The organism is Corynebacterium sp. LK2510 (genome assembly GCF_040946405.1).
GTDB lineage: Bacteria > Actinomycetota > Actinomycetes > Mycobacteriales > Mycobacteriaceae > Corynebacterium.
This window is the reverse complement of sequence record NZ_JAYWLR010000007.1, coordinates 48,725-74,701: the sequence shown is the minus strand read 5'-3', so window position 1 is coordinate 74,701 and position 25,977 is coordinate 48,725. Positions and strand designations below refer to the sequence as shown.

Annotated in this window: 15 protein-coding genes, 1 tRNA gene and 1 pseudogene; 3 read left to right on the top strand and 14 right to left on the bottom strand. The window is 63.1% G+C overall.

From position 1 onward, the window contains the following. Complete coding sequence (gene cas7u, locus VVR41_RS05680) at nt 1-1,200, bottom strand: type I-U CRISPR-associated RAMP protein Csb1/Cas7u (RefSeq protein ID WP_368523944.1); 1,200 nt, start codon at nt 1,198-1,200, stop codon at nt 1-3. Between the two features lie 658 nt (nt 1,201-1,858). On the opposite strand from cas7u, the pseudogene VVR41_RS05675 reads away from it, so the two are divergent. Next, nucleotides 1,859-3,099: pseudogene (locus VVR41_RS05675) on the top strand (IS256 family transposase). Between the two features lie 412 nt (nt 3,100-3,511). On the opposite strand, the gene VVR41_RS05670 reads toward VVR41_RS05675, so the two are convergent. The 5 genes from VVR41_RS05670 to gluQRS all read right to left on the bottom strand — a co-directional run bounded on the left by VVR41_RS05670 (nt 3,512) and on the right by gluQRS (nt 9,033). Then, the gene (locus tag VVR41_RS05670) at nt 3,512-4,267 is read right to left on the bottom strand and encodes an ABC transporter ATP-binding protein (RefSeq protein ID WP_368523943.1); all 756 of its coding nucleotides are present in this window, start codon (nt 4,265-4,267) and stop codon (nt 3,512-3,514) included. After that, nucleotides 4,264-5,331: a FecCD family ABC transporter permease gene (locus VVR41_RS05665; protein WP_368523942.1), complete on the bottom strand. Its 1,068-nt coding sequence runs from the start codon at nt 5,329-5,331 to the stop codon at nt 4,264-4,266. Before VVR41_RS05665 ends, VVR41_RS05670 begins: the two co-directional genes overlap by 4 nt. A 54-nt stretch (nt 5,332-5,385) precedes the next feature. Continuing rightward, nucleotides 5,386-6,558 (bottom strand): ABC transporter substrate-binding protein, encoded by a 1,173-nt coding sequence (locus VVR41_RS05660; RefSeq protein WP_368523941.1) that lies wholly within the window; start codon nt 6,556-6,558, stop codon nt 5,386-5,388. Nucleotides 6,559-6,712: 154 nt separating this feature from the next. Beyond that, nucleotides 6,713-7,972: an HNH endonuclease signature motif containing protein gene (locus VVR41_RS05655; protein ID WP_368523940.1), complete on the bottom strand. Its 1,260-nt coding sequence runs from the start codon at nt 7,970-7,972 to the stop codon at nt 6,713-6,715. A gap of 158 nt (nt 7,973-8,130) precedes the next feature. Beyond that, a complete protein-coding gene (gene gluQRS / locus VVR41_RS05650) occupies nt 8,131-9,033 on the bottom strand; it encodes a tRNA glutamyl-Q(34) synthetase GluQRS (protein ID WP_368523939.1) in 903 nt (300 codons plus the stop codon). On the opposite strand from gluQRS, the gene VVR41_RS05645 reads away from it, so the two are divergent. Then, nucleotides 8,989-9,693, top strand: coding sequence for a queuosine precursor transporter (locus VVR41_RS05645; RefSeq protein WP_409338280.1), 705 nt, complete (start codon nt 8,989-8,991; stop codon nt 9,691-9,693). The genes gluQRS and VVR41_RS05645 overlap by 45 nt on opposite strands. Here VVR41_RS05645 and tgt read toward each other — a convergent pair. The 6 genes from tgt to VVR41_RS05615 all read right to left on the bottom strand — a co-directional run bounded on the left by tgt (nt 9,690) and on the right by VVR41_RS05615 (nt 14,859). Beyond that, on the bottom strand, nt 9,690-10,946 hold the full coding sequence (gene tgt / locus VVR41_RS05640; protein ID WP_368523937.1) for a tRNA guanosine(34) transglycosylase Tgt: 1,257 nt from the start codon (nt 10,944-10,946) through the stop codon (nt 9,690-9,692). The two genes, VVR41_RS05645 and tgt, sit on opposite strands and share 4 nt — an antisense overlap. After that, entirely contained in the window at nt 10,939-13,377 is a 2,439-nt protein-coding gene (locus VVR41_RS05635) for an MMPL family transporter (RefSeq protein ID WP_368523936.1), read from the bottom strand. Before VVR41_RS05635 ends, tgt begins: the two co-directional genes overlap by 8 nt. 108 nt (nt 13,378-13,485) lie before the next feature. Beyond that, nucleotides 13,486-13,570, bottom strand: a tRNA-Ser gene (locus tag VVR41_RS05630). Between the two features lie 42 nt (nt 13,571-13,612). Further along, nucleotides 13,613-13,819, bottom strand: coding sequence for a CsbD family protein (locus VVR41_RS05625; protein WP_321100975.1), 207 nt, complete (start codon nt 13,817-13,819; stop codon nt 13,613-13,615). Between the two features lie 89 nt (nt 13,820-13,908). Continuing rightward, the gene (locus tag VVR41_RS05620; RefSeq protein ID WP_368523970.1) at nt 13,909-14,337 is read right to left on the bottom strand and encodes a nucleoside deaminase; all 429 of its coding nucleotides are present in this window, start codon (nt 14,335-14,337) and stop codon (nt 13,909-13,911) included. A 39-nt stretch (nt 14,338-14,376) separates the two neighbouring features. After that, the gene (locus VVR41_RS05615) at nt 14,377-14,859 is read right to left on the bottom strand and encodes a tRNA adenosine deaminase-associated protein (protein WP_368523935.1); all 483 of its coding nucleotides are present in this window, start codon (nt 14,857-14,859) and stop codon (nt 14,377-14,379) included. A 39-nt stretch (nt 14,860-14,898) separates the two neighbouring features. On the opposite strand from VVR41_RS05615, the gene VVR41_RS05610 reads away from it, so the two are divergent. Next, nucleotides 14,899-15,933 (top strand): prephenate dehydrogenase, encoded by a 1,035-nt coding sequence (locus VVR41_RS05610; RefSeq protein WP_368523934.1) that lies wholly within the window; start codon nt 14,899-14,901, stop codon nt 15,931-15,933. 47 nt (nt 15,934-15,980) lie between these two features. On the opposite strand, the gene VVR41_RS05605 is transcribed toward VVR41_RS05610, so the two are convergent. Continuing rightward, nucleotides 15,981-17,741 carry a carboxypeptidase-like regulatory domain-containing protein gene (locus tag VVR41_RS05605; RefSeq protein ID WP_368523933.1) on the bottom strand — a complete coding sequence of 587 codons (1,761 nt, stop codon included), beginning with the start codon at nt 17,739-17,741 and terminating at the stop codon, nt 15,981-15,983. A 205-nt stretch (nt 17,742-17,946) separates the two neighbouring features. Next, nucleotides 17,947-25,683, bottom strand: coding sequence for an SdrD B-like domain-containing protein (locus VVR41_RS05600; RefSeq protein WP_368523932.1), 7,737 nt, complete (start codon nt 25,681-25,683; stop codon nt 17,947-17,949). Between the last annotated feature and the right edge of the window lie 294 nt (nt 25,684-25,977).

Below are 25,977 nucleotides of genomic sequence, written 5' to 3'. Positions count from 1 at the left end.
CTACTCCTCGGCCTCATCCACAGCGCCGCCGAGGATGTCCGGGTTGCCCTCGAACTCGAGCACCTGACCGTGCCAGTCCACCACACCGGCGGCCTGGGCAACCGCGAGCGTCTCCGCGAGAAGCTTGTCGGTCGCCCCAACCGTCAGCGGTTCAAGGGTCTCGCTCTCCCCGAAGCGCTTGTCCAGGGTGACAATCGGTGCGCCAGCCTCCACCAGGTGGCAGTTCGCCCGCAGGTACAGCTCCTCCTCAGCCCGGGCGATTGCCGAAAGGCCCAGGGCGGCAAGCAGCGCGCGGCCCGCCACATCCTGCTCGGCGTTGCCGCCGAAACGCAGTTGCCGCAGGCCGGCGAAGCTAACAACCCACGAACGAATGATGTCACGGCACGAAACTCCGCCGAGGGAATCGAGCTGCGGTGGAATGCCACCAAGTCCGAGCGGGGAGGCTGATATGCGCTGCCCTTTCTTGGCTTTCTTGATCTGATCCTCGATTTTTGTCGCGTTGCCTGGGCTCAGCTCGGAACGCTGACCGTCGAGTAGAGCCCGCATCTGCACCGGAGTGAGCTGGACACTCATTGCCAGTGGATCGACGCGCGCCCCACCGCGGCGTGACTGCTGTTCCTCTCCGTCGTGCTCCTGGTCAGCGAGAACACCGATGATTTCTCCGGTCACGATGCTCGGAAGGCGCACCTGACTCTGAGCGCGGGTGGCGTCCCAGACGCCGAACACGGCGGAGGCGGGCGCGGTGTTGACCAGAGGCGTGATATCGCCTGGAGTTGTGTCGCGAACGGCGCGGTAGGCAGGGTCTTGGGTAGCAGGTTGGCCGTTGATGGTCGCTGCTCTGAAATGCCCGTCTGCAAAGCGGTGTGGTAGATCCAGGTCCGTGAAGGTCTCCCCATTCGGATAACGCACCCGCATGCGCGGCATCTTCGCCAGGGTGTCGTTGCCTTCCTCTATATCGCGACTGAGGATGGCCTCGCCGCGATTGAGCATGGACTGCTTGGAGTCCATGATAACCACCCGCTGCGGGGAGCCGTCGATGTAGCGGGTTTCAAAGGCGAAGACCGAACCGCGTCGATCCACAAACTTCGCCGGGGAAACCGAGGCGTGCTTACCCGCCGCCGGTTCAAGACGGGTCACAGAAGTGAGAACGTTGGCACCGCCGCGCGAACAGGCGTCGGCAAGCAAATCGGGGGTGATCATGGCGCTCCTTGTGGCACGGAAGACTGGCCAGGGAAAGGGAGTTCGAATTGGGGGTTCGGCACGTCCGGGATGCCCTTTACTCTGGCGGCGCCCCATCGGTGAGGCACCTAAAGAGGATGGTAGTACACTACCCGACACTAGTGTTGGTTTTCAATCTTTCCACTAAAGGTAGAAAGTATATCTCTGCATGGCGCGGTGACGCGACGGCGAAATTTGCCGCGGTCCTGTCCACGAAGAGCAGAAACCCTCAATGAAAGGTCGCGCCACCTGCACCACATGCTACGGCAGTGCAGACTCCCGGGATGCCCCGCCCGCCGGGCTGCTACCACGCTGCGAGGCGCGTGTAACTGAACGAGCATGTGGCGAGATTTCGGGGGTTCCCGGCGCGTGTCCGAAGTCATGACATAGTTGACACCGCGTGCCTGGGGCTTCAGTTGAGACGGTTGACAGATCAGTCGCGACATCGTTGACAAGGTGAACAGTCCCAACCGCAACCACGCGATCGTCAAAGCTGTTATTGAACAGCGCGAACCCGTCGCGGTTGCGTCCTTTGGCGTGGTGTATCTGTAGCTGCCGGTGACGACCTCATGAATGCATGAGGCGACCACCGCAGTACCTTTCGAATCCGTAACCACACTTCCTCGAAAGGGAAACCACGATGGACGCTGGCCCCTATTCTATCGACCCCACCACCTACCTCGACGACCTGCTGTCTCACACCTCCCCGGACCTGATGCGCGAGATGCTCCAAGGGGTTCATCAACCAGATCCTCTCGACCCAGGCCGACCAGGTCTGCGGCGCCGACTACGCCACCGTCAGTGATGCGCGCACCAACGTCCGAAACGGCTACCGCCACCAAGGCCTCGACACCAGAGTCGGCACCATCGACGTCGCCGTGCCCAAACTACGCACCGGTTCCTTCTTCCCGGACTGGCTGTTGGAACGGCGCACCCGGGCCGAACGTGCCCTTACCACCGTGATCGCCACCTGCTACCTCAAAGGGTGTCTCCACCCGCAGGATGAACGACCTCGTCGCCACCCTGGGGATCAACAACCTCTCAAAATCGCAGGTCTCAGAGATGGCCAAGGATCTCGATCAGACGGTGGAGGACTTCCGGACTCGACCCCTGGATTCTGGCCCGTACCTGTATGTTTCCTGCGACGCGTTGATCATGAAGGTGCGTGAAGGCGGACGGGTCGTGAAAACCTCCGTCCTACTGGCCACCGGTGTGAACGCGGAAGGCTATCGGGAACTACTCGGTATGCAGGTCGCCACCTCGGAGTCGATGGCCTCCTGGACGGGTTTCTTCCGCGACCTCAAGGCCCGGGGCCTCAACGACGTCTACCTGGTCACCAGCGACGCACACTTAGGTATCCAGCACGCCATCGGCGAGGCACTGCCCAAGGCCTCCTGGCAGCGGTGCCGGACGCACTTTTCGAAGAATCTCTCCGGGATGGTGTCGAAGACGCAGTGGCCGACATTGTCGGCGATGTTCCACACGATCTTCCAGCAACCTGACGCCCAGGCTGTGTGGGATCAGGCACGGGAGAAGGTGGGCTTCTGTGAGCAGAAGTTCCCGCATGTTGCGGACTATCTCGAGGAGTCCCTCGACGAGCTGCTGGCTTTCACCCACGCCCCGAAGGCGGTGTGGACGAAGGTGTAGTCGAACAACCCGACTGAAAGGCTCAACCGGGAGATCCGCCGGCGCACCGACGTCGTGGGGATCTTCCCGAACCGAGATGCCGTCGTCCACCTCGTCGGGGCGGTGCTGGCGGAGCAGCACGATGAGAGGATCCAGCAGAAGCGCTACATGTCGCTGACGGCCCTGGAGCAGACAAAGGCGATGATGGCTGCCGCCGTCATCGATGCCGGCGACACCGTTCAGGAGGTCGCATGAGCCAGTCTCACCATCGGGCTCGTGCCGGTCCCTGACACCGTCATGCTGCTTGTTTTATCGAAAGGGCAGATACACTACTCGCGTGGAGTCAGATCACGATCCACGTCCCCACCGAAGTACTGGCGATTCAACTTACAGACGTCATTGGCCGACAAGTTATGCACTTGTCGCCACTGAGTTTTCTTTCCATGCGGCATGGCACTGTATTCCGTGATTAAATCCGCCGTCTCAGCGGCAGTACGAAACTTCAACGTGATTGCGAACTCCTTGACTCAGATGACTCACAACCAGGTTGGCAAATAGCGATTGAATTCAATTCCCACATCCTCCGCAAAATAATCCCGCCCCCGATACGTACCGAGGGGCGGGATTCTGTTGTGTACACGCCGACGCTTATCGACGCCAGGCCTGCCTACCTAATGGCGCAGACCACCGGAACACCAACGTGGTCGAGAATCTCGGTCTCTACCTGGTAGACCTTCTGCAGCAGCGTCGAGGACATGATCTCGCTGGGCGCGCCCTGCGCGGTAATAACACCCTTATGCAGCACGATGAGCTCGTCGCAAAAGCGCGCTGCCAGGTTCATGTCGTGAATGGCCACGATGGCCAGCGAGTCGTTAGCGCGGACGCGCTGGCGCAACTGCGCTAGGACAAACAACTGCCAGTGCAGGTCCAGGGCGGACGTCGGCTCATCCAGCAGCATGACCGAGGGGTCAGACACCAGCATCTGTGCCACCGCAACCAACTGGCGTTGACCGCCGGACATATCGCTCAAGTACTTCTGCGCGAGGTGCGGGATTTCCAACTCGTGCAGGATCGCCGCCGCGCGGTGCAGGGCCTCCTTGGGAGGGAAATAGCGCCGCGCGGAGACGGCCACAGTTTCAAAGGCCGTCAGCGCTGCGGTTCTGGGGAGGTCTTGGGGGACGTAGCCAATGATGTCGCGAAGTTCGCGTCCCGTGAAGGTTTTTGTGCCATCGGTGAGGGCGATGGTGCCGTCGATAAGCGGGTGCACCCCGGCGATGGTCTTGATCAACGTGGATTTTCCGGAGGCGTTCGGCCCCAGCAAACCCACTACGGTGCCGCCGCGAAGCGGTGACGCCGTCAGGTTGTCCACAATTCGGGTGCGGCCGTAGCCCGTTGCTACCTGCGATAGTTCAAGGGAAATCACCACAAGGCTCGCTTTCGCGTCAGGACAATAAAGATGAAGAAGGGCACGCCGATCAGGGCGGTGATGATGCCGATCGGGATAGCCAAGCCGGGAATAATGATCAGGCTCAAGGCGTGCGCACCGGCGAGGAGTGTCGCACCCGCAGCCATCGAGGCCGGCAAGAAGTAGCGCTGATCCTCACCCACCAGCATGCGCGCGATGTGCGGGCCGACCAGGCCGATAAAGCCGATGATTCCGCAGAACGCGACGGCGCTGGCTGTCAGCACCGAAACAATGCCCAGCATGACCACGCGCAGCGTAAGCACATTCACGCCCATGGCCTTGGCGCGTTCATCACCCAAGCGCAGGGCAGTGAGCTGCCACGACAGGAACCACATCACGGGTAGGGAAACCACCAAAGCACCGGCGACGACGGAATTGCCCAGCCACGTCGCGCGGGACATGGACCCCATCATCCAAAAGACAATGCGCTGCAGAGCTTCAGCGGAGGACCTGTACTGCATCAGTGCGAGGAGGGCCTGGAAGAGAAAGACCAGACCGATTCCCAGCAGGATCATGGTCTCCGCGCTGGCCTTTTTCACAATTGCTGCCGCAATGATGACTCCGGTGGCGAGCATCGAGGAGCCCCACGCCATCGCCGCCAGGCTCAGCTGTGGGTGACCCAGCGGGTTCCAGCCCAGCACGATGCCGGCGGCGCCACCAAAGGCAGACGCTGCAGAGATGCCCAAGGTGAACGGCTCCGCGAGGGGGTTACCCAGAATTGTCTGCATTTGCGAACCCGCGGCACCCAGGGACATGCCCACCAGTACCGCCATCACCGACATGGGCAGGCGTAGTTTCCACAGCACGGTATGTGCGGTGTCGTCTAAGGAAGACGGGTTTACAAGCCCCACAAAGACATCGCGCACGCTGAGGTTCACGGGCCCGACAATTGTGCCAACGGTGAAGGCGGCAACGGCGAGGAACACGAGCCCCGCGATGATGAGCCGTCGCCTGCGCACGACCTTGTTGTGGCTTTTCAGCAGCTTGTCGATGCTCTCGGCGCACGCATCATCCTGGGGCATTATTGCGGCAGTCAACAGTTTTCCGACTTTCTACCTGGTGGGTGGGCTGGCGGCCTAGTTGGCGTCTGCTGTGAAGAAGGTGCCCGACGCGTCGAACGGAACGTACTTGTCGTGGGCGTCGCTCCACTCCTTGTCGAAGTCGAGGTCCTCGAACAGATCCGGGTGCAGCCACTGAGCAATGCGCTCGATGGCCAGGTAGTTCAGCGGGGAGTCGTAGAACTGGTGCCACATAGCAAGGGTCTCACCGTTGTTCATGGCTGTTACCTGGTCCACGCCAGCGATGTCGGACAGGTTGCCCAAGGACTCGCGCGCTGCTGCTTCTTCCGTGGTGTAGCCGAGGGTGACGTGAGTAACCTTCTCACCCTTCGGGGCCCACGAGCCGCCGGTGACCAGGACCTTCTCCGGATTTTCCTGAATGAGCTTTTCCATGGTGATGTCGCCGAACTCAGAGTCGAGCAGACGGTCGCCGATGTTGTCGCCACCGGCGACACGGACGAAGTCACCGATGTTGGAGTTCTTCACCGTTGAGACGCCGTCCTTGTAACCGGCTGCACGCCACACGAAGACGCTGGGCTTGTCAGCCTTGGCCACGCGGTCTTCCACGCTCTTAACGGTGGAGGTCCACTCGGAGTTGAACTCCTTGGCCTTGTCTTCCTTGCCGAGGAGCTGGCCGTAGATGTCCACGGACTTGGTGGTGTTCTCCAGCGGGTGGAGGCGGAAGTCGGTCACCACGTACTTGATGCTTGCGGCGTCCATCTTCTCGAGGATTCCCGCGTCCTTGGCGGCCTTGTAGTGATCCAGGGTGATGGTCATGACGTCCGGGTTGTAGGACACCAGGTTCTCCACCGACACGTCTCCCTTGCCCAGGTTGCCGATGGTCGGCACGTCTTTGATCTCAGGGTGGGCTTCCGTCAAGCGCTCGTAGTAGGACGGCGCTGCCTTGAGGAGGTCCTCACCCATCGCGACCACGTGGTTGGTGGGGTTGTCACGGTCGATGATGGACGTCGCGAACAGCGCTCGGCCCTCGCCCAGGATGATGCGCTCGGGCTGCTTGTCCAGCGTGACGGTGCGACCGACGACGTCGGTTACCTCGATCGGTCCACTTGCCGAGGGCGTATCGCCCGCGCCGGTCGCGGCGGTGTTGCTCGAGTTTCCTGCGCATGCCGTCAGGGAGACGGACGTGACAAGCGCGAGTGCCGTGGCGGCGACGCGTTTCCACACCTTCATGTTCTGTTCCTTTCACAAGTCCCGAGGACGCTTTCCTCAACTTAGGACAGGCTTACCTTAGGGTGTTTAGGTAAGGCTAGGCAAACCTTTGTCAGGAAACGCTGGTAAAGGCCTGAAAGGACTCGCACCGGGTGCCTCAAATCCTCCTCTCTCGTTAGAACGGCGGGGCGTCGACGGACATGTCGTCGACCGGGGTGATTGTCGGATTTTCCGACATTCCGTCACCGTCACCCCGAGTGTCGATTCGCTTTGCGGCTGCCCGGGTGGCGGCCCGGCGGGCGTCGATAGCTTGGCCAACTGTTTGCACCCAGTTGCGGGAGGCCGCCGCGGTGGGGCCGGTGGCTTCGGTGCGCTCCCAGTGCCCGTCGGCGAAGAGCCAGATCACGTCGTCGGTCGCTGGGTCGATCACGTAGGTCGCCCGCTTGTCGGTTTTCACGTTGTGGTGATGTTGGCACAGGCTGACCAGATTGAACGCTGCGGTCGGGCCGCCGTCAGCGAAGTCCACGCAGTGATCCTTCTGGCAGGCCGCGGCCGGCCGGGAACAGTGCGGGTAGCGGCAGGTCCCGTCGCGCGCCTCGACCGCGCGCTTGATCAGGTCGGGGGTGACGTAGGACGGGCTGACACGACGGGCCGCACAGTCAAGGTCCACCGTGCGGGACGCCTTCGAGTCCAGCAGTTCCGCGGTGGAGCCGTCCACCCAGCCGAAGCCGCGCACGTAGCCCGGTGCGTGATTGACGTCGCTCGCCCGGTAGGTGTGCAGCACCACTTTCGGAGCAGCCATCTCACCGAGCACGAGCCCCTTGAGCGCTTCAGCCTCGCTGATCGAAAACTCTTTCGCCGCCGCAGAGACGGCCGCGTCGATCAGGAGGGCGTCGGCAGCTGAGTACTCCGCATAGATCCCGACCCTGCCCCCGCCGGCGGGCGTCGTGTCATACGTCGGCGGGCGATCTTTGTCGGGCGCAGGATCGATGGAGGGGTCCTCCACCGCAACGAGCGCGTTGAGTTTGCGGCGCAGATTCGCCACCGACGGCAGCACCTGGCGGGGCCTGCGCGGCGTAAGGTAGCGCGCGACCGCGGCGTCGATGCGCGCAAGCACCTCCAGATCAGGCTCGGGACCAAGCTTTCCGAGCACGTTATCGATAGCAATGAGCCGCGCGAAGTCCAGATGAAACAGCCTCTCTTGAACCTCCCTGAGCCGAGGCAGCTCATCGAGGCGGTGTAGCGCGAACACAATGGCCGTCACCGAGAACACACTGCGACCCGAGGCAGCCGCCAGCACATCGACGACTTCTTCGAAGTCCGCATCGATGGGCGGCCGGTTCGCTTGGAACAGTTCGTATTCAGCTCGACGCGTTGCCGTGAGCGCCTCCGCGAGCGGATCGCCCGGCGTATTGACGGTGTAGAAACCCTCCATGATTTATCCCCCTGAACGTGTGGCTTGTATCGCACACATATTCGTATCAAGGGGTCCGGACATGTGGCCCGGCGTTTCCGCAGGTCGCGGGAAGGCACCGCGAAAAAGTGACTAAACTCACATAAAATCGATCTCAGCCGCCAGCCCTACCGTTCTCGTCACTCCCACACCCACGGCCGCCGCGACACCCTCGCCGGGTCGAACACCTCCAGCAGCTCACGCGCCGACGCCACGCCCTCACACCCCAACGAGCACCCCAACGAACGCACCAGTTCGGGCCATGCGGCATCCAAACCCATCTCTCGCAAGGTCACCGCCCCATCGCGCTTGGCCAGGCGCTTACCGTCAGCGTTAACCACCAGCGGCACGTGCACGTACTCCGGCTCCGCATACCCCAACAACTGCGCCAGGTACGCCTGGGCGGGTGCGGACATGAGCAGATCATCACCGCGCACCACCTGGTCGATGCCCTGCTCGCCGTCATCAACCACCACGGCGAGGTTGTACGCCCAGTCACCCGCCTGCGCCTGGTTGAGGTTGCCGCCACGGCGCACAATAACGTCGTCGACAGGCCCAGTGACAGCACCATGGAAGAAGTCGCGCACTGTCCACTCCGCAACAGACGAACGCAGGCGCAGGGCGGGCATGCGGTGATCGTCGGCAAGCTCCTGGCGTCGTAAAGCTCGCTCGGCGTCGGTGAGGTTGCGGCAGGTCCCCGGGTACATGCCGGGCTGGGCGTGGGGCGCGCTGGCGGCCTCGCGAATGTCGCGGCGGGTGCAGTAACACTCGTACACCGGCAACTTCTTCAGCGCCGCCTCGTACAAATCCGAACGCTGCGACTGGTAAACCACCGGCGGGTCGAAATCGATGCCGAGCGCTTCGAGATCTTGGATCTGCCTAGCCGCGGACTCGGCAGAGGAGCGCTCCGAGTCAATATCCTCGACACGCAAGTAAAACGCCCGCCCGCTCTGACGCGCGAAAAGCCACGCAAGAAGTGCTGTGCGCAGGTTGCCGAAATGGAGATCCCCACTCGGCGAGGGCGCGTATCTGCCAGCGTTCATGGCCCTAGGATATTACGGGTGACACACCCAGCTACCCGTTCCCCGTACCCCGTCCTAGTCGCCTTCTTCTGCGCGATCTTCCTGATTTCTAACATCACCGCGCAAAAAGGCGTGCAGATCGGCCCGCTGATCACCGACGGCGCGTTCTTCCTGTTCCCCCTGTCCTACGTCATCGGCGACGTCATCGCCGAGGTCTACGGCTTCCGCGCCGCCCGGCGCGCCGTGTTCACCGGATTCGCCATCGCGGTGGTTGGCATCGTGTCGTTCTACGTGGCGATCTACCTGCCGCCGGCCAGCTTCTACGACGGCCAGGACACCTTCGCCGCCGTGCTCGGCTTGCTGCCGCGCATCGTGGTTGCCTCGCTCGCCGGCTACGTCGTCGGCCAACTGCTCAACGCCTGGGTGCTGCAGAAAATGAAGGACCGCTTCGGCACCAGCAACCTCTGGGCCCGCCTGATCGGCTCGACCATCGTCGGCGAGTTCGCGGACACGCTGCTGTTCTGCGCAATCGCCGCCGCCGTCATTGGCATCGAGACCCCGGGCCAGTTCATCAACTACGTCGTGGTCGGGTTCCTGTGGAAGACGCTCATGGAGGTCATCGTCATGCCTTTGACCTACGCCGCCGTCGCGTGGACTCGCCGCGCGGAAAGCGCCGCCTAGCTTCTCGACGCCGCGTAATACCGCCCAAGAAACTCGTCGCGGAACTCCTCGTACCTGCCCGCATTGATCGCCGCGCGGATGTTGTCCACCAACCGGATCATGAACTCGAGGTTGTGCATGGTGCACAACGTCCCGGCCAGGAATTCCTTCGCGCGCAGCAGGTGGTGGATATACGCGCGGGAGTAGTTCTGCGAGACGTAGCCGCCGAACTCATCGTCCACCCCGGCGAAGTCGCGGCGGAACCGCGCCGCAGCGAGGTTCATCCGCCCGTCGAGCGTGTACACGCCACCGCGGCGCCCGAGCCTGGTCGGCGCGACACAATCGAACGTGTCCGCGCCGGCTTCGACGGCCGTGAAGATGTCGTCCGGCTCCGAAATGCCCAGCAGGTGCCGCGGTGCATCCGCCGGCAGCTCGTCGGTCACCCACCCGACGATCGTGCCGAGGTTCTCCTTCTCCAACGCGCCGCCGATGCCGAAGCCACCGAAACCACGCTTCCCTTCGGCGCGGGCCTGGCGGTCCAGGTCGAGCAGGCCTCGCGTGGCCTGGCGGCGCAAATCCTCGTACTGCGCGCCCTGCACCACGCCCCATAACGATTGCTTCGGCTTAGCGGCGCGCTCGCGAGTGAGCCGGTCGTGCTCATCCAGGCAGCGCTTCGCCCACCTTCGGGTGCGCTCCACGGAATGCTCCTGGTAAGCGCGGGTATCCACCAGCGTGGTCAGCTCGTCGAAAGCGAACATGATGTCGGCGCCAAGCTGGTGCTGGATCTGCATGGACACCTCGGGGGTGAAGCGGTGCTTCGAGCCGTCGATGACGCTTTTGAAGTCCACACCGTCGTCGTCGACACGCGCCATGCGGTCCTTATTGGCCGCGCGGATGTCCGAGTCCACCAGGCCTTCAGTGCCCATCGCGAGGACCTTCTTGAACCCCACACCCAGGCTCATCACCTGGAACCCGCCGGAATCGGTGTACGTCGGCCCGCCCCAGTTGGCAAAGGCAGACACTCCCCCCGCCACGTCCACGATGTCCGGGCCCGGCTGCAGGTAGAGGTGGTACGCGTTGGACAAGATCGCCTGCGCGCCCGTGGAACGGATCTGCTCCGGCGTGAGCGTCTTCACGGTGGCCTTCGTGGCTACCGGGATAAACGCCGGGGTCGCAATGTCACCGTGCGGGGTGCGGATCACACCGGTGCGCCCGTGCTTGCCGGGTGCGTCATACAGCGTCGTCGCCACCTCAAAAGTCAGGTCCTCACGCATGGCTCGCCTCCAGGCTTTCTCGCTTCTCGACGCCCACCTCACGGCGCTTACCTTCAAACTTCTTCTCCAGCCCGGTGCCCTCCACGTCCAGGTCCGGCAGGATGCGGTCGAGCCAGCGCGGCATCCACCACGTGGCGCGGCCGAGGATGAACATGGTGGCGGGGACGAGGGCCATGCGGATAAAGAAGGCGTCGAAAAGCACTGCCGCACCGAGGGAGAAGCCGAAGATCTGGATGAACGGCAGCGGCTGGTCAATGAACGCCACAAAGACCGCGATCATAATGATCGCCGCGGCCGTGACGACACGCGCGCCCTGGGCGAAGCCTTCGACCGTGGCGGTTTCCACGGCGGCGATCTCCGGGTTCGGGTGGCCATTGTCGCGTGCCTCGAGATATCGCTCGCGCATGCGTGTGACCAGGAAGACCTGGTAGTCCATGGCCAGGCCAAACGTGACGCCGATAAGGAAGATCGGCATGAACGACAGGATCGGGCCGGGGGTGTTGACCAGGCCGGTAAAGCCCATCTGGAACACCGCGACGGTCACACCGAACGCCGCGCCCACCGACAGCAAGAAGCCCAGGCCCGCAACGAGCGGCACCATCAGCGAGCGGAACACAAGGATAAGCAGGATGATCGCCAACCCCACCACGACGGCGAGGTAGAGCGGCATCGCGCCCCCGAGCTCCTCGGTGATGTCCATCTGGACCGCGGTCAAACCCGTCAACCCGATGTCCACACCGGTGGCGTCCTCCACCTGAGTGTTCGTGCTACGCAGCGCGTGGGCGACGTCGAGGGTGTACTCCTCCTCCGGCCCGCTGACCGGGGTGGCCACAATCTGGGCCGCGGTGAAATCCTCGTTGACGTTGATCAGCTGCGCATGGCGGATGCCGTTAACCGACGACGCCTGCTCCACCGAGTACAGGAAGGATGCGAGCGACGCCTTGGTCGTCTCGTTGCCGACCTCGTCGGGCATCGCCGCGATGTAGGGCTGAAGGATCTCCGCGTCGGGGTTCACGCCGTGGGCGTCGACGATGACCATGAACTGGCCGTTGACACCTGGGCCAAAGCCCTCACCGATGAGGTCAGCCGCCTTGCGCTGGGTGGTGTCGAGGTTGGAGGTAGTGTCCGACGGCAACGCCATCTCCAGGTTAAGCACCGGCAGCGACAGCGCACCGAGTCCGAGCACCACGGCCGCCATCACGACAGCCGGGAAGCGACGCACGAAGTTGACCCAGCTGCGGCCGAGGGACTTGTTCTCCAGATCCTTCGCCGGGCGAGACCCCGGGCCAGGGTGTCCGGCAACACCCGGGATCTTCAGGCCAAAGGAGCGCTTCCCCCACGCGCCAAGCAGCGCCGGGATCAGCGTCAGCGCGATGAGCACGGCGATGAACACGGTGGCCGCGGCAGCCAAGCCCATCCAGGTAAGGAACTCGATACCGGCGAGCGAGAGCGCCACGAGCGCGGTGAAGACCGTCGCACCCGCGAACACCACCGAGGATCCCGCCGTGCCGGTAGCCAAGCCCGCAGCGTCCGGGGCGTCGAGCGTGGCACGTTCCTGCCGGTAACGCGACAGGATGAACAGGGCATAGTCGATGCCGACCGCGAGACCGATCATCACGGCGAGGACCGGGGTGACGTCGTTGAGCTCGACGAAGTAGGTGGCGCTCAAGATAAGCAGCGCACCAATGCCCACGCCGATCACGGCGGTGACAACGGGCATAGATGCCGCGATGAGCGAGCCGAACGTGACCACCAGGACCACGAACGCCACGGCCAAGCCAACTGCCTCGCTGCCGGTCTTGATCTCAATGGGATCGCCGAAACCGGGCCCACCCGCCTCCACCTGGAGGCCGGCCGCGCGGCCGATGTCCATCGCGTCCTCCACCACCTGGCGGTCTTCCTCGCTGACGGACATGGAGGACTCGGCGCCGAAGTCGAATGCGGTATAGGCGATGCGGCGGTCGTCCGAAAGCGTGCGCACGTTGTACGCGTCGGCGCGGGCCGTCTCCTCCGGCATGCCCATGCTGGTCATCTGTTCGACGATCATGCGGCTGATCTCGGCATTGACAGCCACGGGGTTGCCGAAGCGCTCCGTGTTCTCAATGTCCGGGAGGTTGTCGCGGATGTAGCCGACCGTCTGGTCCATGGCCCGCATGTTCTCCGGCTGGTCCAGCGTCTCCCCCTCCGGCGCGGCGAAGACCACATTGACCGTCGGCGCATTCGCAATATCGCCGGAACCGGGGAAGTTCTCGTCGAGGGTGACTAGGGCATCAATGGACGGCGTGCCCGAAATCGCGAACTCGGAGGTAAACGGTCTGGAAAAAGCCGCGGCCCCCGCAGCGGCGGCCGCCAACAGCATCAGCCATGTCACGATCACGCGCCATTTGTGCAGGTAGGACCAGCGTCCGAGTCGGAAGAGGAGATCAGCCATAAACTTTCCGCGGTTGAAGTGTCAAAGAGCCTTGAGGTCTCCGCCATCATATACGCCAGGCACGACAAAGCCCCCGACCTGCTGGTCAGGGGCTTTGTTCCTACCTTGCGGTAGCGGCGGGATTTGAACCCGCGGTGGTTTTACCCACACTCGCTTTCGAGGCGAGCACCTTCGGCCGCTCGGACACGCTACCGCCGATTAGCGTAACGGCAGCAGGCCCGGGACACCAAATTTGCTACTTCTCGCGGCTGTCCTGAATGTTGGCCGCGATCTCGTTCGCCTTGTCCTTAACGGCGTCGCGCACCTCGGCTGCCTTCTCCTTCAGGCCGCCGCCGAGCTGGTCAGCCTTGCCGTCGTTCTCGAGGTCCTTGTTGCCGGAGAGGTCGCCGGCAGCTTCCTTCGCCTTACCCTTGAGCTGGTCGCCCTTGCCTTCAAGTGCCATGAGGAGACTCCTTACCTAAAATCGATTGTTACTAACGCCTCCACTGTAACGACGCCGCTTGGGTCGCCGCGTAACAATTCCATGACGGTTCAGCGCAAGGAAGCGAAGAAACGACTGAGCAATTCCGCATTCTCCTGCTCACGCACCCCGCCGCGCACGTCGACGGTGTGGAGGTGGTGCGGGTCCCGGAGGGCGTCGAGAAGCGAGCCCACGGCCCCCGTCTTTGGCTCCCACGCCCCGAAGACCAGGCTTTTCACCCGCGCGCCGAGGATGGCACCGGCGCACATGGTGCACGGCTCGAGGGTGACCACGAGCTCGCAGCCGTCAAGCCGCCACGTGCCCAGCCGGCGCGCGGCATCGCGGATCGCCTCCACCTCGGCGTGGGCGGTGGGATCGCCATTCGCTTCACGACGATTCACCCCCCAGCCCACCTCGTTGCCGTCCGCGTCGAAAATGACGGCGCCGACCGGGACATCGCCGTGCGGGGTGCCCGCGGCGACCTCCATCGCCCGGCCCATTCTCTCGTGAGCACGGCGCTCCAGCTCGCTGACCACCGCTTACTCGAGACAGTCAGCGAGCTCGTCGGCGAAACCGAGCTCCTCTGCAATGCGCATAATCGCCTCGTGCGGGTCGTCCCCACTGTCGAGCACGATGCTCAGGACCTGCTCGGACAGCCCGAGATCAGCAAAAATGCCAAAGTCTCCGTCCGGCCAGCCATCGATGTTGTCCAGCTCGTCCGGGTCAATATCGGGGATGTCGATGCCGGCCTCATCGAGGATGTCGGCCGCGAAGTCGTCGTCGACAGCCATGGTCGCGTCCGAAATAAGCAGCCGTGTTTTCGACGGGCCAGGACGAACGATAACGAGGTACTCCTCCTCCACGTTGAGGATGGCAAAGGCCGCACCTTCGCTGCGCAGCGCGCGCACCGCCGCGACGGAGGTCTCCAGGCTGTCGAAATCGTCTTCGAACTCCCGCACAACCCACTCACCGCCGTCCGCAGCAACAGTGACGGCGTACCCGTCCTCGAAATCCTGGCTCATGCCTAGTGAGAATAGCGGGGGTGTGCAACACTTGTCACCGTGACTGACCGGTTCCCGCACTCCCTCCCTCCGCTTTGCATCATCGGCCTCGGGCTGATCGGCGGGTCCATCATGCGCGACGCTGTGGCCGCCGACCTCACCGCCTTTGGCTACACCCTGTCCCGCTCCGGCGCACGCCAGGCACAGCGCGACGGCTTCGACGTGTCCTCCGACCTGACCGAGACCCTGCAACGCGCCGCTGACCAGGACGCCCTCATCGTGGTAGCCACCCCCATGCACGCCGTCGCCGGGGTCCTCGACGCCATCGTCGAGCACGCCGGAGGCTGCGGCATCACCGACGTAGTCAGCGTGAAGCAGCCCGTCTACAACCTCGTGCGCGAGCGCGGGCTTGAGAACCAGTACGTCGGCGGCCACCCAATGGCCGGCACCGAGAACTCCGGGTGGAACGCCTCCCAGGCGGACCTGTTCGTCCGCGCAGCGTGGGCTGTCACCTACGACTGGGCCATCGAGCTCGACGCCGAGGGTGCCTCCGTACCAGCACAGTGGGCGACGCTGTTCGGCCAGGTGTGCAACCTCGCCGCCGCCCTCGGCGCCGAGGCCGTCCCCGTCTCCGGCACGAAGCACGACGAGGCCGTCGCCCGCGTCTCCCACCTGCCCCACGTCATCGCCGAGGCGCTCTCGCTGGTCGGCGACCAAGGCGGCACCCTCGCCCAGTCGCTTGCGGCCGGGTCATTCAAGGGCGCGACCCGCGTGGCCGGCACGGACCCCGTCCTCGTGCGCAACATGGTGGAGACCAACGCGGCCGCGCTCGTGCCGGTTATCGACGAATACATCGCCCTACTCAAGGACGCCCGCGACGGTCTGAGCGGCGACGCCCCCTCCATGCAGGAGCTCGCCGAGGCCGGAAACCGTGCCTACACGCGCCTTGCTGCCCGTTCCGGGGCGCGCCGCGAGTCCGTCTCCCCGGTGCGCATCTCGTCGCGCCCGGTCATGCGCGTCCACCCCGGGGCGCCGGGCTGGATCAACCAGCTCAAGCAGATCGAATCGCTCGGCGCGCGCGTCGAGGTGTTCTAGCCGCTCGCTTCTCGACGCCTAGTTTCCACGCCTAGCTCTCGCGTCGACTAGCTTTCGCGGCGGCGGCCCATGAACACGTAGGCGGCACCGACGAGCAGCAGCAGCGTACCCAGACCGATCACGGAGGTCATCGGGGTACCGGTGTCGGCAAGGTTGCCCTTGCGCGCGTTCTTAGCGGTCGTCGCGGTGGACTTAGCGTTGCCGCTCTTCGCCGTGTTACTCTTCGCGGTGTTGTTCTTCGCCGCAGCAGCTGCTCGGCTGGTGGTCACGCCCGCGCTGACGGTGCGCGCACCGGACGTTGCCGACTTAGTCGATGTGGTGGACTTCGTCGTCGAGGTCGTCCGCGTCGTGGTGGCCTTCGATCCGCCCGCAGTCCCGCCTAGCGCCGCAGCGGGTACGCCCAGAGCGGCGAGGAGCGGGGTGAACTCCTTGATGATGCCCTGGATCTGGTCCGGGGTCGACTGCGTGGTCGTCGTCGAAGTCGTGGTGGTGGTCTTGGTCAGGTTCACCTGGAAATTCGTCGACCCGGCTTTTACTTCAACACTGTCTGACACACTCGTCGTGAAGCCGTCCTTGGACACCGTGATGCCGTACGTGTTCGTCGGCAAGCCGGTGAAGACGGTTCTTCCCTTATCGTCCGTTGTCTGGCTCCGGTCATCGGCACCTGCGAGAGTCACGGTGGCTCCGGCGATCGGTTTCCCATCGGCATCAACTGCTTTCACCGAAAGGTCATGCATTGCTTCAGCAGGTTCACTCGAAGCAGGGGTGTCGCTGGCCGACGGGGTTGCCTGTACCTCACCCTGCAGCATGACGCGCTGCATGCCAATGACCGGCTTCTGGGCGACCTCGGAGGCGATGTCGTCTTCAGCAATCTTGGAGGTCGCGGAGATCACCGGCTTAGTGTCGTCTGCGCCGGACTTCACGATCTCCAACGTCTCGCCCTGCGCGTCCGCGGCAACGAAAACATCGTTGTCCTTCGTCCAAGCAGCGACGATGTCCTCGCGTGTGACTGTGGCCTGGTCGACCTTCGGATCAATGGACACGAGGTGGGCGTCGAGGGTCTGGTCCTTCAGGTCGTAGCGGTAGAGAACCGGCTTCGTCTTTTCCACGATCGCGAAGGAGTACAGCGACTGGTCATTCACGTCGGTGCCCCACGGCGCGAAGGCACCGAAGCTCTCGACCCCGAGCTTGTCGGCTTCCTCGGTAACGAGGATCTCCAGCGGGGTCATGACGCGGTCAGCGGAGTCCTGGGCGTTGTCGTCCGCCAGCTCGAGGGTGAACACACGCTTGTCAGCGTCAGCGTTTTCGGGGAACAGCACCAGGGTGCCGTCGTTAGTGAAGGTCGCGGTGGTCAGGCCGACCGGCTGCTCGGCACCGTGCGCGGTGAGCGGACCGAGGTCGATGGAAGCACCCGAGGCGGGGTTGATGCGCAGGAGGTGGTCGGCAATCTCGTCGTCCTTCGCCGGCTGAACCGCGTACAGCTTGCCGTTGATCGGGTTCGCGGCGAGGGCGGTGTACTGACGCCCATCGGAGGTGAACGTCGTGCCAGAGGTGCCGGCGCCCGGCTCCGAGACGGTGCCTGCCGCACCGAGCGCGGTAGCGAGGCCGAGCAGCTCCCCAGCAAGGTCGGGCGTCGCTGCGGCGTCGGGCTCGGGGGCCGACTGCGGGGAGGTGGGCTCGACCGGCGATGCGTTCACGCTGGTGGGGGTTTGCGCCAGTGCCACCTGCGGGGAGACTGCCACCGCGGTGGACGCGATGAGCGCCAGGGAGATCCGTCCGACGCGACGTGCCGAGTTCTTGTTTGCCATTCCAACCTCAATCAACCAGGCACAGTCTTGCCATGCGTCTGTGTGCAGATATCTCCCACCCAATCTATCGGAGCTCCCTTAGGTTCTCAACGCGTAACCCCATCCCAACGCCAGCTCGCTTTACGACGAAAAGTCCCCGCCCACAGACACAGTCTGTGGGCGGGGACTTGATCACACGGTGCGGATCACACCGCGCCGTTCGGTGTTAGTTGTTGTCCTTACGGCGACGGGTGACCAGTGCCGCTCCGGCTCCCAGCAGAACCAGGCCGACCAAGACCACGAGCAGGACGTTCGCGCCGGTCTCGGCGAGTCCGCGCGAGCGCGCACGATCCTCAGCAGGCGCAGGCGCCGCGCTGGCGGTCGGTGCAGCCGCGGTGAGCGCGGGTGCGCTCGGGGTGGGGTTGTCGCTGCGAGCCGTGGTGGGCGCCGCAGCAGTGACGGTGGTGGTGGGGCCTGACGAGGGCTCCTTCGTCACCGTTACCGCGGAGGACTCAGTCTCCGTGGCGGTCTCTGTCGTGGTTTCCGTCGTGGTCTCCGTCGGTGTGGCGGGCTCCACCGGCCCTGCGGTGGGCTGGAAACCGAAGTTGATACCTTCAACGGAGTCGACGATCAGGGTGCCGTCCACATCCGCGATCTCCACCAGCTCCACCTCGAAGCGCGGGACTGCCGCGGCGCCAGTGGCGCCCTTCGGGCCCGACACGAGAGTGAAGGCCGTGCCGAGCGGCGAGGAGTCGGTGTCGATCTCGACAACGTAGCTACCCGCCGGAAGTCCGGTGAAGACGTAACGACCTTCACGGTCGGTCACCGTCCGGGCAACCTCGGCGCCGAAGGCGTCGCGCAGGATCACAATGACGCCGCCAATGCCATACTCATCCGTACCCATCTCACCCAGTGCCGTCTTGTCCACGAACACGGTTCCGGAGATGGAACCAGGTCCTGGAATCGGCTGGATGAGTGGCGCGGAGAATCCGAAGTTCACGCCACCCACACCCGAGGTAGTCAACGTCACCGGAGCCACAAGGCTCGGATTAACGGTGGGACCGTCGCCGCCGTAGGACGAGGTGAGCTCCATGCCTGCAGGCGCGCTCTGGACGCGCACGCGGTAGTCACCGACCGGCAGGTTGTTAAACGAGTACTCGCCTTGAGCGTTCGTCGTAGCGGTCACCGGCTGGCCGTCGGTGCCGAGGACGGGGTCCCCGTTGGCGTCGAGAAGCTCGATCACGATGCCTGCGATGCCCGAGTCGATGCCGTCGATAGCGCCGTTGCGGTTGTCATCGTTGAAGATGCGGCCCGCGATGGTGCCCTCCCCTACCGGCGTGGTCGGGGTGGTCGTCGGCTCGGGCACAGCAGCCACACCTGCGTCGACGTTCGCAACGATGTCGCCCACCGCGATGGTGAACGGGCGGGTCATGCCGCTCGTGTTGACATCGCTTCGGCCCGACTCCTGGAGGTTCTGGTCCGTGGCGTCGTCGGACTGGGTGAAGTCGAGTTTCTCATCCCCAGTGCTGAAGCGCACCGCGTAGGTGCCCGGCTCGACCGTGTTGAACAGGTACGCACCATTTTCATCGGTGGTGACGGTGTCGACGACAGTCTCAGTGCCGTCCTCGGCGATGCGGATCAGCTCGACATTGACGCCCGCGCGGGGCTCATCACCGGCGTCCTGCGTACCGTTGCCGTCGACATCGTTGAACGCGATGCCCGAGATGGCGCCGTTGGCGATGTAGCCGGCCGAGATCGGACCAACCTCTTCACCGTCGCCGACGGTGAACTCTCCGGTCACACCCTGGTCGTTGATGTCGGAGAAACCAGCCTCCCTCACGTCGCGGTTCCAGTCGTTCGAGGGGCTGAACTTGTAGCCCTCGAGCGCCGGGAACTCGACGCGGTAGGTACGGTCGGACGGAACGGCCTTAGAGTACGCACCCGTCTCGTCGGTCGTCGTGGTGTACACCTGGTTGCTCTCGACGTCGATGATGCGGACCTCTGCGTTGGCCACCGGCGTTTCGCCGCTGTCCTGGATTCCGTCGCGGTTCAGGTCGAGGAAGACCTCTCCCTTGACGCTCGCGAGGTTCGTGGTCGCGATATCGACGTTGACCACGTCCGCACCCGCGTTAAGGCGGAACGGGCGCGACGTCCACGTCGTCGGATCGACGTCGTTGAGCTTCTCCGCGTCGAACGGTTCGCCGGTCTGCGGGCTACCTATGCCAAGGCCGAGCTCTGCCGAGCGCTCCGCGATCGACTTGGCGGGATCGCCCACCACGACGCTGTAGGTGCCCGGTGCGACACCGATGAACGCGTAGGCCCCATCGCCGTTGGTGAACACTGGCTCACCGACAACGTTGCCGTTCTCGTCCACGAGGTAGACCGGAACGCCGCTGCGGACCTCTTCATCATCACCACGGATGCCGTCCTGGTTCTTGTCGATCCAGGCAACACCACTGATGTTGGCGGAGTTAATGATGCCAACATCGATTGTGTCCACCGGGTTGTTGCCAGCCGTGAAGATCGCGGTGCGACCCTGGCCGTCGGCGTCATTCAAACCAGGCAGGAGAACGTCCTCGGCTGGAGCCTGCGGGCTAAACACAGCGCCCTCCGGCGGGCCGAAGACGACATAGTATTCACCCGGGACGACGTCGGTGAACTCGTAGCGCCCGTTCTCGTTGGTGGTGACCGAGTCACCCACCTGCGTGCCGTCCGCCCTGAAGAGCGTGGCGGTCACTCCGGCGAGCACGGCCTCGTCCTCGTCGCGGCGTCCATCGCGATTGCTGTCTGTGAAAGCAACGCCGGCGACAACGCTGGGCCTGATCAGACCGGCATCGAGGTTGACCACGTTCGCGCTATCCGCGTTCGCCGGGTCGTCGAAACCGACCATGGTGAACGTGACCGCACCTGTCTCCGGATCGATGTCGCTGAGCTTGTCACGGCGCAGGTCATCGAGCTGCGTGCTGGAGTTAGTCCGTGTCGTCCACTGCGTGCCGTCCGGCAGGGTGAAGGTGACGGTGGTCTGACCCGGCATGACGCCGTCGAACAGGTAGAAGCCGTCGTCGTTCGTCATCTGGACATGTTCGGTTCCCTGGGCGTCGGTAAGCGTCACCGTCACGTCCTTGCGCGCGGGCTCGCCCTCATCCCATACGCCGTTGGCGTTGGTGTCCTCGAACACGTGTCCGCTGACCTGCTGGTAACGCAGGAAGCCAGCGTCCACCTTCTCGACAGCCTTACCACCAGCGACCACGAACTGCGCGGTCGTGCCGGTTGCGTCAGCATCGTTGACGCGAGGATCGGTGATCGAATCGGCGTCGCCAGGGTTAGCGAAACGTCCGGCGTTCGGGTTCACGAACTGGACCGAATAGGTCCCTGGAACGACGTTGGGGAACGAGTAGGTTCCGGTCGCAGGGTTGGTCTTGGTCTCGGCGACAAAGTTGCCCTCGGAGTCGAGGAGCTGCACTGTAACTTCGCGTGGCTCAACCGACTCGTCGTCGTCCCACATGCCGTTGTTGTTGTCGTCGAAGAAGACGGCACCCGACACCGTGGAGCGCGGCAAGACGCCAGCGTCTAGGTGCCCTACGTTGGCACCTGGAGTGAGCACCAGATTCTCAAATCGACCGGTGGCGGAGTCAACATCACTGCCGTCCACGTCAGAGGCGTTCGGGGTTTCCGGACGCGTAGTGAAAACAATGTCGTCACCGGCGTTGAAAACGACCGTGTAGGTGCCGGGCAGAATCCCCGTGAACGAGTATTCACCGTTCCCGTTCGTTGTCGTCTCGACGACGTTGCCATTGGCGTCGACGAGCTGCACTACAACACCCTCGCGCGGATTCTCGCCTTCAGAGTTGAAACCGTCGCCGTTGTCGTCGGTCCACACCACACCGGCGAGCTGGGCGCGCTGCACCTGACCGGCGTCAACGTTCGGGGTCTCACCAATGACTGCCCCGAACACCGGGGTCTGGCCGGCGGTCTCTCCGAACTGAATGACATCAGACTTTTCCGGCTCAGAGATAGTGTCGGCGGCGCCGCTCTGAATGGTGAAGGCGTAGTTGTCCTTCTCAGAGAACTGCACGTAGTAGCGTCCCGGGCGCAGGCCCTCGAAGCGGTAAGTGCCGTCCTCCCCTGTGGTCAGGGTCGGCGCCTCAGCACCGGTGGGGTTGGAGGGTGAGTAGCCCGCTAGAGCCGGGGTGCCGTCCTCGTTGAAAATCTGGACCTCGACGCCGGACAGCGCCGTGTCTTCACCATCCATGCTGCCGTTGCCGTCGCGGTCGTCGAAAGCGATACCGCTGACGTAAGCCAGCTCCTGGACACCGAGATCGATGTTGTCGATGCTGCTGCTCTCCGCGAGTGCGTACGACGCAGTGAGGAAGCGCGGGTTGCCGTCGATTTCGAGGTACTCCTCGCCGTCGGAATCTGCCTGCTCGTCATCACCGATGTTGCTGTCGGCGAAACGCACACGGTCCTCCGCACCGAAGGCGACACGGTAGTTGCCGGCCGGGAGGGAATCGAAGGTGTAGTTGCCGTCGACGTTGGTAAACGTCTCCGCGATGGGCTTCAGCGTCCCGTCCTCGAGGACTTCCATCAGGTAGACAGGCCAGTTGTCGTTTGCGCCGTCGCCATCGGTACGGGTGTTGGACCAGTCCACGTCATTAAAGACGTTGCCAGAAATCGTGGCGTTTCCTGCGTCAATGTGAACGGTAGAGACGTCGCATGCGCGCTTTCCGTCGTTGTCAACACCGGCCACGCATTGGTTCTGATCCGGCAAGCCGGGCTCACTGGGGTCGTCGTAAAGCGCGTAGTTGGACATGTCCCCCGCTCCCGTCGCACGGACCTTCAAATAAAGGTACTTGTGCTGGCCCGGATCAATCCGACCAGGCTTCCACAGACCGTTCTCCTCGTCGAAGGTTCCGTCGCTGGCGTACGGGGCGTCCTTAACTACCTCAACCAGCTCCACGCCTGCGGGCAGCTCGTCGTAGATCTCCGGGTCCGTCGTTGCCACGCCGTCTTTGTCGCCGTAAGCATTGACCACCCAGATGAACTCGTCGCCTCGGCGAAGCGTCGGCGCCGCGGTGTCACCGGCGGTGTCGGAAAACTTGCCATTAATGATGGTGGACTTATTCACGCCGATGGCGCCGTAGGGGGTCACCCTCGCGAACGCGGGACCGACGTAAGGAATGACCACGCCGTCCGGGGTCTTCGCGGCAACAGCCGTGCGGTTGGTAGCAATGTCCGCGTCATCCACAGGCTTGCCGGAGTAGTCGTTCTTCGGAAGTGCAACTGGCACGTTGAAGCTGAAGTCACCGAATACCGGTTGGTTAAAGACGATGCGGATGCCCTTGATGTCTTCCTTGCGGAGAGAATCGAAATTCGTGGTCCACTCGTTCTTCGCGTTGAAGCTCGTGCAATCCGTTGTCGGCCACTGCCTACTCGTCGACAGTTCGGGGCGACACGGGTTAGCTGAGGTGGTGTAGTACACGGTCACATCTTCACTGTGGCCAACTCTTGTGACCGGGCCCGTCAGCGTGGGGCCAAAGGTGTTGACGGTGTTCGCTGCAGGATCAGCAGTCGCGTTGTCGACCATCTGAGTGAAGCTCTCTCCGACGGTGGGAAGCATGTCGTAGACCACCAAGTCGCGCACGGCAGTCGTTCCAGACGTCGAGGCAGTGATGGTGAAGTCGGCAGTATCCCGCGCCTGGGCAGCCGTAGTAGCACCCGGCTCCCACTGCTGCGGCGAAATATCGTTGACCTTGTCCAGGTCACCCTGGGAGGTCTTGGTTACGCCCACCGCACTAATCGGGGCGACGCTGACGGGCATGGAAGTGAAACGCCACTGGCCCTCTGTATTTCCGTCGGAGTTGATGTCGTAGGCGTCGTTAGAGCCCATTTGGGTAGACGCCAGTGCGCCTCCCATTTCACGCACACCAAGGACGATACCGTGCATGGGATCATTCAGGTTGGGCTTGTCATACGTGCCCGCCATGGCGTTGCCCGAGGAGACCTCGAGGTTGTAGCACAATTGCGCCGCTCCGTTTTTGGGATCGAGTTCGCCTCCATCGCGGAGGGTAATTCGCCAACGCTCGCCACCGTTGTAGGGCGCCATTTTCTCCCAGACCCATTCGGAGGCATCGGGTGTGCAGGATTTTCCGGGCGCGTTCGTCAGTTGGGGCGTACCGCCCAATGTGAAACCCTTCGGAAGCACCATGAAGGCTTCTGGGTGAGCCATCACGCCTGCCTGGGTCGCGTACAGATTCATCTGAGCCGTGAAGGTCTCGTTGCGGTACAGACCGATCCCGTCCCTCGTATTCCCAGGTTTAGGGACGCCCTCGAGCAGCGGATTAATGGCCGGCAAAATGGCTTGCAAAGTGTAGTACGCTCTCGCGAACCCCGCCCCCTTGTTGTTGAGGATAAAGGTCGCCTCGTTGAACAGGAACATGCCGGGCGCATTCTTCGCATCGACAATCTGCTGCGTGGTGATCTTCACGTCATGAGTGAGCCTCACGTTAAGCAGCCCGTTGGTTGGCGTATCCGGCACCAAGTCCATGTTGCGGAAGTTCTCGACGACGATCTCCGCGTTAATAATCTCGTCGCTCGCCGGAATATTGAGCGTCTGACCGGCTCCTACGGTGTAGGTGATGGTGTTCCCAGACGCGGTGGTGCCGATCACCGTCGCGGGATACGAGATGACGTCCCCGTTGTTATAGGTCACCGGGTCGAGGGAGACCGCCGTGAGGTAACGGTAGTCGGTACCCTGGATTGGTTTCTCCCACCTCGTCTTGTCCACGATGCGCAACTGAGTCGGCGCGGTTCCCGGGTTAGTCGTGCCGATAGCCCAGCCAAACCGCTGCGCCGGTGCGTTTGGATCATCCGCTGTCGTCCTGACATACTCACCGGTGGTACGCCCCTTCGTGAACGTACCGGGGCGCTGTGCGATGTACGTCGCAGACGCTGTGGCAGGAGCAATCGCGAAGGACTTACCATCCAACGTTGTCGGGTCCAGGGCACTCACCGTGTTCTTGACGGGAGTGCCAGCCGCAATGGGTTGACCAGAGGCGTTCTGCTGCTTTGTGCGAACGTCGTAGCGAATAATTGCCATACCCCGGGTGCGCATGCCGAGATACGCATCCACTCCGCGGGTGATATGGATAAGGACCTGGTGGTTGGCGGCGTCGTACTCGTAGATGGCCCCGCCCGACTCGGTAGTGTCGTAGACGGTCTTCGTGTCGCCGTTTGCGATATCCAAACGACGGAATCTCATGTCGCCGCCAACGCCCTCTTCCGTAAAGCCGAGGAACTCGACCTCCGGAGGAAGCTTATCCACGAGTGTCGTCGTCACACCAGTGGTACCGACGTTTCTAGGACGGTTGTATTGGATCTGGTAGCGGCGGAATTGACCAGCCCAGGTCGTGTTACCCCCAGTGACCGCCGACTTCTGGAGACTCACATTTGGAGTACCAGTCACCACACCCGTTGCGCTACCGGTACGATCCACCCCTTGCGCCGGCCACTTGGTGGACCAGTTCAAGGTGTAAGTTCCCGGGATCACGAGAGCATCAGTGGTCTTCCAGCTCACGGTGAAGACCTGGGAGATGTTCTGGTCAAAGCGCGAAAAATCCATCGTCACCGTGTCGGTGTTGTCTCCGGTCGTGGTGAAGACAATTGCCGGGTTAACCCCCGAACGCAGGGAGAAAACCGCCGGGCCGTCAAGCTTTACCCCATCCGGGCCAGTCGGCCGGTTCAGCGTCAGGCTCGCACCCGCGCAGCCGCCCTGAACGACACAGTTGATGGAGATGGTGTACTCGAGGGTTGAATGCGTGGGCGCAGATTTCGCATCACTAATCGCCACGCTGTAGCCGTTAGTTTCTGCCCGACCCATCGCAGGGACAACAAGCCCCAGCAGTAATCCGGCGGACAGCAAAGCTGCGAGTACCTTCAGCAGCGTATTTGTGGACTTGCCGTTCATTAAGTGTCCTTTTTCCGACCAACCTCAGGTGCACGCACCCCGGGAACGGGGTTACGCAATAGGCCACTGAGAATTGGGTATAGCTATAACCCCAGGAAGCTTACTGCACTAGAAGGAATCTAGGAAGTGCAGCAGAACTCACTGGATGACGCGTAACCAATTTCTCTGTTAAGCCCTATGAACTGGGGTTATTACCGGTTCCGCATTGAAAATTGCGTTCATTTCTACGCCGACACTGACGCCATAAACACAAGCTGCAATCCGCATCCGACACCAGGCGAACTCAGACAACGA

What these genes read in the sequence shown, in the direction of transcription:
- VVR41_RS05600 (WP_368523932.1), bottom strand. Translation starts at nt 25,683, where the DNA reads ATGAACGGCAAGTCCACAAATACGCTGCTGAAGGTACTCGCAGCTTTG.
- cas7u (WP_368523944.1), bottom strand. Translation starts at nt 1,200, where the DNA reads ATGATCACCCCCGATTTGCTTGCCGACGCCTGTTCGCGCGGCGGTGCC.
- tgt (WP_368523937.1), bottom strand. Translation starts at nt 10,946, where the DNA reads ATGCGTGAGGACCTGACTTTTGAGGTGGCGACGACGCTGTATGACGCA.
- VVR41_RS05625 (WP_321100975.1), bottom strand. Translation starts at nt 13,819, where the DNA reads ATGGCACTTGAAGGCAAGGGCGACCAGCTCAAGGGTAAGGCGAAGGAA.
- gluQRS (WP_368523939.1), bottom strand. Translation starts at nt 9,033, where the DNA reads ATGAACGCTGGCAGATACGCGCCCTCGCCGAGTGGGGATCTCCATTTC.
- VVR41_RS05655 (WP_368523940.1), bottom strand. Translation starts at nt 7,972, where the DNA reads ATGGAGGGTTTCTACACCGTCAATACGCCGGGCGATCCGCTCGCGGAG.
- VVR41_RS05665 (WP_368523942.1), bottom strand. Translation starts at nt 5,331, where the DNA reads ATGCCCCAGGATGATGCGTGCGCCGAGAGCATCGACAAGCTGCTGAAA.
- VVR41_RS05660 (WP_368523941.1), bottom strand. Translation starts at nt 6,558, where the DNA reads ATGAAGGTGTGGAAACGCGTCGCCGCCACGGCACTCGCGCTTGTCACG.
- VVR41_RS05620 (WP_368523970.1), bottom strand. Translation starts at nt 14,337, where the DNA reads ATGGGCCGGGCGATGGAGGTCGCCGCGGGCACCCCGCACGGCGATGTC.
- VVR41_RS05635 (WP_368523936.1), bottom strand. Translation starts at nt 13,377, where the DNA reads ATGGCTGATCTCCTCTTCCGACTCGGACGCTGGTCCTACCTGCACAAA.
- VVR41_RS05605 (WP_368523933.1), bottom strand. Translation starts at nt 17,741, where the DNA reads ATGGCAAACAAGAACTCGGCACGTCGCGTCGGACGGATCTCCCTGGCG.
- VVR41_RS05615 (WP_368523935.1), bottom strand. Translation starts at nt 14,859, where the DNA reads ATGAGCCAGGATTTCGAGGACGGGTACGCCGTCACTGTTGCTGCGGAC.
- VVR41_RS05645 (WP_409338280.1), top strand. Translation starts at nt 8,989, where the DNA reads ATGGAGATCCCCACTCGGCGAGGGCGCGTATCTGCCAGCGTTCATGGC.